At 57.4% G+C, this 5,398-nt stretch carries 3 rRNA genes; all 3 read left to right on the forward strand.

What is annotated here, in order from left to right:
* Positions 1 to 156: 156 nt before the first annotated feature.
* The 3 genes from GA0070216_RS33455 to rrf all read left to right on the forward strand — a co-directional run bounded on the left by GA0070216_RS33455 (position 157) and on the right by rrf (position 5,391).
* Positions 157 to 1,671: ribosomal RNA gene (locus GA0070216_RS33455) — 16S ribosomal RNA — on the forward strand.
* Positions 1,672 to 2,069: 398 nt separating this feature from the next.
* Positions 2,070 to 5,178: ribosomal RNA gene (locus tag GA0070216_RS33460) — 23S ribosomal RNA — on the forward strand.
* Between the two features lie 96 nt (positions 5,179 to 5,274).
* Positions 5,275 to 5,391 (forward strand): 5S ribosomal RNA (rrf, locus tag GA0070216_RS33465).
* The 16S, 23S and 5S rRNA genes sit together here, the layout of an rRNA operon.
* Positions 5,392 to 5,398 lie beyond the last annotated feature (7 nt).

The raw sequence follows: 5,398 nt of genomic DNA on the forward strand, positions 1-5,398 counted from the left end.
TGGTGTGTGGTTGTTCTTTGAGAACTCAACAGGGTGCTTGATAAGCCAGTGCCAATTATGATTTATACCCCGCACTGGGCAGACTTTCGGGTTTGTTTGGTGGGGATTCCTTTGGCAACATTTGTTTGTTGCCGGGATGGATTGTTCAACAGGTTTTTGTTGGAGAGTTTGATCCTGGCTCAGGACGAACGCTGGCGGCGTGCTTAACACATGCAAGTCGAGCGGAAAGGCCCTTCGGGGTACTCGAGCGGCGAACGGGTGAGTAACACGTGAGCAACCTGCCCTAGGCTTTGGGATAACCCTCGGAAACGGGGGCTAATACCGAATATTACTTGACCTCGCATGGGGTTGGGTGGAAAGTTTTTCGGCCTGGGATGGGCTCGCGGCCTATCAGCTTGTTGGTGGGGTGATGGCCTACCAAGGCGACGACGGGTAGCCGGCCTGAGAGGGCGACCGGCCACACTGGGACTGAGACACGGCCCAGACTCCTACGGGAGGCAGCAGTGGGGAATATTGCACAATGGGCGGAAGCCTGATGCAGCGACGCCGCGTGAGGGATGACGGCCTTCGGGTTGTAAACCTCTTTCAGCAGGGACGAAGCGTAAGTGACGGTACCTGCAGAAGAAGCACCGGCCAACTACGTGCCAGCAGCCGCGGTAAGACGTAGGGTGCGAGCGTTGTCCGGATTTATTGGGCGTAAAGAGCTCGTAGGCGGCTTGTCGCGTCGACCGTGAAAACTTGGGGCTCAACCCCAAGCCTGCGGTCGATACGGGCAGGCTAGAGTTCGGTAGGGGAGACTGGAATTCCTGGTGTAGCGGTGAAATGCGCAGATATCAGGAGGAACACCGGTGGCGAAGGCGGGTCTCTGGGCCGATACTGACGCTGAGGAGCGAAAGCGTGGGGAGCGAACAGGATTAGATACCCTGGTAGTCCACGCTGTAAACGTTGGGCGCTAGGTGTGGGGGGCCTCTCCGGTTTCCTGTGCCGCAGCTAACGCATTAAGCGCCCCGCCTGGGGAGTACGGCCGCAAGGCTAAAACTCAAAGGAATTGACGGGGGCCCGCACAAGCGGCGGAGCATGCGGATTAATTCGATGCAACGCGAAGAACCTTACCTGGGTTTGACATGGCCGCAAAACTTGCAGAGATGTAAGGTCCTTCGGGGGCGGTCACAGGTGGTGCATGGCTGTCGTCAGCTCGTGTCGTGAGATGTTGGGTTAAGTCCCGCAACGAGCGCAACCCTCGTTCGATGTTGCCAGCGCGTTATGGCGGGGACTCATCGAAGACTGCCGGGGTCAACTCGGAGGAAGGTGGGGATGACGTCAAGTCATCATGCCCCTTATGTCCAGGGCTTCACGCATGCTACAATGGCCGGTACAATGGGTTGCGATACCGTGAGGTGGAGCGAATCCCAAAAAGCCGGTCTCAGTTCGGATCGGGGTCTGCAACTCGACCCCGTGAAGTCGGAGTCGCTAGTAATCGCAGATCAGCAACGCTGCGGTGAATACGTTCCCGGGCCTTGTACACACCGCCCGTCACGTCACGAAAGTCGGCAACACCCGAAGCCGGTGGCCCAACCCTTGTGGAGGGAGCCGTCGAAGGTGGGGCTGGCGATTGGGACGAAGTCGTAACAAGGTAGCCGTACCGGAAGGTGCGGCTGGATCACCTCCTTTCTAAGGAGCACCATCCAGCGAAGGCTGGTATGGAGCCCGCGGTCCGCATCTGTCGGGTCGGGGTGCTCAGATGGCGGAGACACTGGTCAGTCTTTTCCTGGCAACGGCCATGATGATCTAGTACAGCTGCTCTTCGGGGTGGTGGGAACGGTCGGGTTGGTGCGGCTGGGGGAAGGCGGTAAGCACCCTGTTGGGTCCTGAAGGAACAACCCTGTGGGGTTGTTGTTTCAGAGACTTGCCTGAGGCGTGTGCCTCGGTGGGTTTTCCAGGCACGACCTGGTCTTGCATACCGGATTCTGTTTCCTGCCGTGTGGTGGGGGTGGGGTTGCTGGTGTGGGGTCGAGGGTTGTGGGTTGGTCGTTTGTTGAGAATTGCACAGTGGACGCGAGCATCTTTGTGGTCAAGTTGTCAAGGGCGAACGGTGGATGCCTTGGCACCAGGAGCCGATGAAGGACGTGGGAGGCCGCGATAGGCCTGGGGGAGCTGTCAACCAAGCTGTGATCCCAGGGTGTCCGAATGGGGAAACCTGGCACCAGTCATGTGGTGTCACCTGCACCTGAACACATAGGGTGTATGGGGGGAACGCGGGGAAGTGAAACATCTCAGTACCCGTAGGAAGAGAAAACAATTTAGTGATTCCGTGAGTAGTGGCGAGCGAAAGCGGATTGAGGCTAAACCGGTTGCGTGTGATACCTGTCAGGGGTTGCGTGGTCGGGGTTGTGGGACCCTGCTGAACAAGCTGACACTTGTTCGAGAAGTTATCAAGTCAGTGGCTAGTCGAACAGTCTGGAATGGCTGACCGTAGACGGTGAGAGTCCGGTAGGTGAAAGTTGCTGACCTTCTGTGGGTGTTCCCGAGTAGCGGCGGACCCCTGAAATCTGCCGTGAATCTGCCAGGACCACCTGGTAAGCCTAAATACTTCCTGGTGACCGATAGCGGACAAGTACCGTGAGGGAATGGTGAAAAGTACCCCGGGAGGGGAGTGAAATAGTACCTGAAACCGTTCGCCTACAATCCGTCGGAGCCTTGCGGGGTGACGGCGTGCCTTTTGAAGAATGAGCCTGCGAGTTAGTGGCATGTGGCGAGGTTAACCCGTGTGGGGGAGCCGTAGCGAAAGCGAGTCTGAATAGGGCGTCGTAGTCGCATGTTCTAGACCCGAAGCGGAGTGATCTAGCCATGGGCAGGCTGAAGCGCGGGTAAGACCGCGTGGAGGGCCGAACCCACCAACGTTGAAAAGTTGGGGGATGACCTGTGGTTAGGGGTGAAAGGCCAATCAAACTCCGTGATAGCTGGTTCTCCCCGAAATGCATTTAGGTGCAGCGTCGCGTGTTTCTTGCCGGAGGTAGAGCACTGGATGGTCTAGGGGGCCCACAAGCTTACCGAAATCAGCCAAACTCCGAATGCCGGTAAGTGAGAGCGCGGCAGTGAGACTGCGGGGGATAAGCTTCGTAGTCGAGAGGGAAACAGCCCAGATCACCAGCTAAGGCCCCTAAGCGTGTGCTAAGTGGAAAAGGATGTGGGGTCGCATAGACAACCAGGAGGTTGGCTTAGAAGCAGCCACCCTTTAAAGAGTGCGTAATAGCTCACTGGTCAAGTGGTTCCGCGCCGACAATGTAGCGGGGCTCAAGCACACCGCCGAAGCTGTGGCACTCACATTTTACTTCGCATCTCCTTGATGGGGTGTGCAGGTGTGTGGGTGGGTAGGGGAGCGTCGTGCCGGGGGTGAAGCAGCGGGGTGACCCAGTTGTGGACGCGGCACGAGTGAGAATGCAGGCATGAGTAGCGAAAGAAGGGTGAGAAACCCTTCCGCCGGATGACCAAGGGTTCCAGGGCCAGGCTAATCCGCCCTGGGTGAGTCGGGACCTAAGGCGAGGCCGAGAGGCGTAGTCGATGGACAACGGGTTGATATTCCCGTACCCGCGAAAGAGCGCCCGTGATGAACCTTGCTGTGCTAACCACCTGAACTGTGGGAGGTCTTCGGACCGAACATGGGGAGGCTGGGAACCTGGTGGGTAGTAGTCAAGCGATGGGGTGACGCAGGAAGGTAGCTGAGCCCGGCCGGTGGTTGTGCCGGGGTAAGCGTGTAGGCCGTGTTGTAGGCAAATCCGCAACACATGAGGCTGAGACGTGATGCCGAGCCGATTCAGGTGAAGTCAGTGATCCTATGCTGCCGAGAAAAGCCTCTAGCGAGTTCTTAGCGGCCCGTACCCCAAACCGACACAGGTGGTCAGGTAGAGAATACCGAGGCGATCGGGCGAACTGTGGTTAAGGAACTCGGCAAATTGCCCCCGTAACTTAGGGAGAAGGGGGGCCGGAGACGTGAAGCCCCATGCGGGTGGAGCGTTGTATGGCCGCAGAGAGCAGGGGGAAGCGACTGTTTACTAAAAACACAGGTCCATGCGAAGAAGTAATTCGATGTATATGGACTGACGCCTGCCCGGTGCTGGAACGTTAAGGGGACCTGTTAGCTCTTCGGGGCGAAGCGGAGAACTTAAGCGCCAGTAAACGGCGGTGGTAACTATAACCATCCTAAGGTAGCGAAATTCCTTGTCGGGTAAGTTCCGACCTGCACGAATGGCGTAACGACTTCCCCACTGTCTCAACCACAGGCCCGGCGAAATTGCATTACGAGTAAAGATGCTCGTTACGCGCGGCAGGACGGAAAGACCCCGGGACCTTTACTATAGCTTGACATTGGTATCTGAATGGGCTTGTGTAGGATAGGTGGGAGCCGGTGAAACCTGTACGCCAGTATGGGTGGAGGCAATCTTGAAATACCACTCTGGTTGATTTGGGTATCTAACTTCGGACCGTTATCCGGTTCAGGGACAGTGTCTGGTGGGTAGTTTAACTGGGGCGGTTGCCTCCTAAAAGGTAACGGAGGCGCCCAAAGGTTCCCTCAGCCTGGTTGGCAATCAGGTGTTGAGTGCAAGTACACAAGGGAGCTTGACTGTGAGACTGACAGGTCGAGCAGGGACGAAAGTCGGGACTAGTGATCCGGCACTTGCGAGTGGAAGCGGTGTCGCTCAACGGATAAAAGGTACCCCGGGGATAACAGGCTGATCTTCCCCAAGAGTCCATATCGACGGGATGGTTTGGCACCTCGATGTCGGCTCGTCGCATCCTGGGGCTGTAGCAGGTCCCAAGGGTTGGGCTGTTCGCCCATTAAAGCGGTACGCGAGCTGGGTTTAGAACGTCGTGAGACAGTTCGGTCCCTATCCGCCGTGCGCGTAGGATACTTGAGAAGGGCTGTCCCTAGTACGAGAGGACCGGGACGGACGAACCTCTGGTGTGCCAGTTGTCCCGCCAGGGGCACGGCTGGTTAGCTACGTTCGGAAGGGATAACCGCTGAAAGCATCTAAGCGGGAAGCCTGCTTCAAGATGAGGTATCCCACCCCACTTTGTGGGGGTAAGGCCCCCAGCTAGACGACTGGGTTGATAGGCCGGAAATGTAAGCCCGGTAACGGGTTCAGTTGACCGGTACTAATAGGCCGAGGACTTGACTACAAAGCTGCTACGCGTCCACTGTGCAACTCTGAACGAACCGAACAACCCCCCATACACTTGTGTGGGTGTGTGTGTTGTTTGATATGTTCATAGTGTTACGGCGGTCATGGCGGAGGGGAAACGCCCGGTCACATTCCGAACCCGGAAGCTAAGCCCTCCAGCGCCGATGGTACTGCACTCGGGAGGGTGTGGGAGAGTAGGACACCGCCGGACAACCTTT

Origin of the sequence: Micromonospora matsumotoense (genome assembly GCF_900091525.1) — a bacterium.
In the GTDB taxonomy this organism is placed as follows: domain Bacteria; phylum Actinomycetota; class Actinomycetes; order Mycobacteriales; family Micromonosporaceae; genus Micromonospora; species Micromonospora matsumotoensis.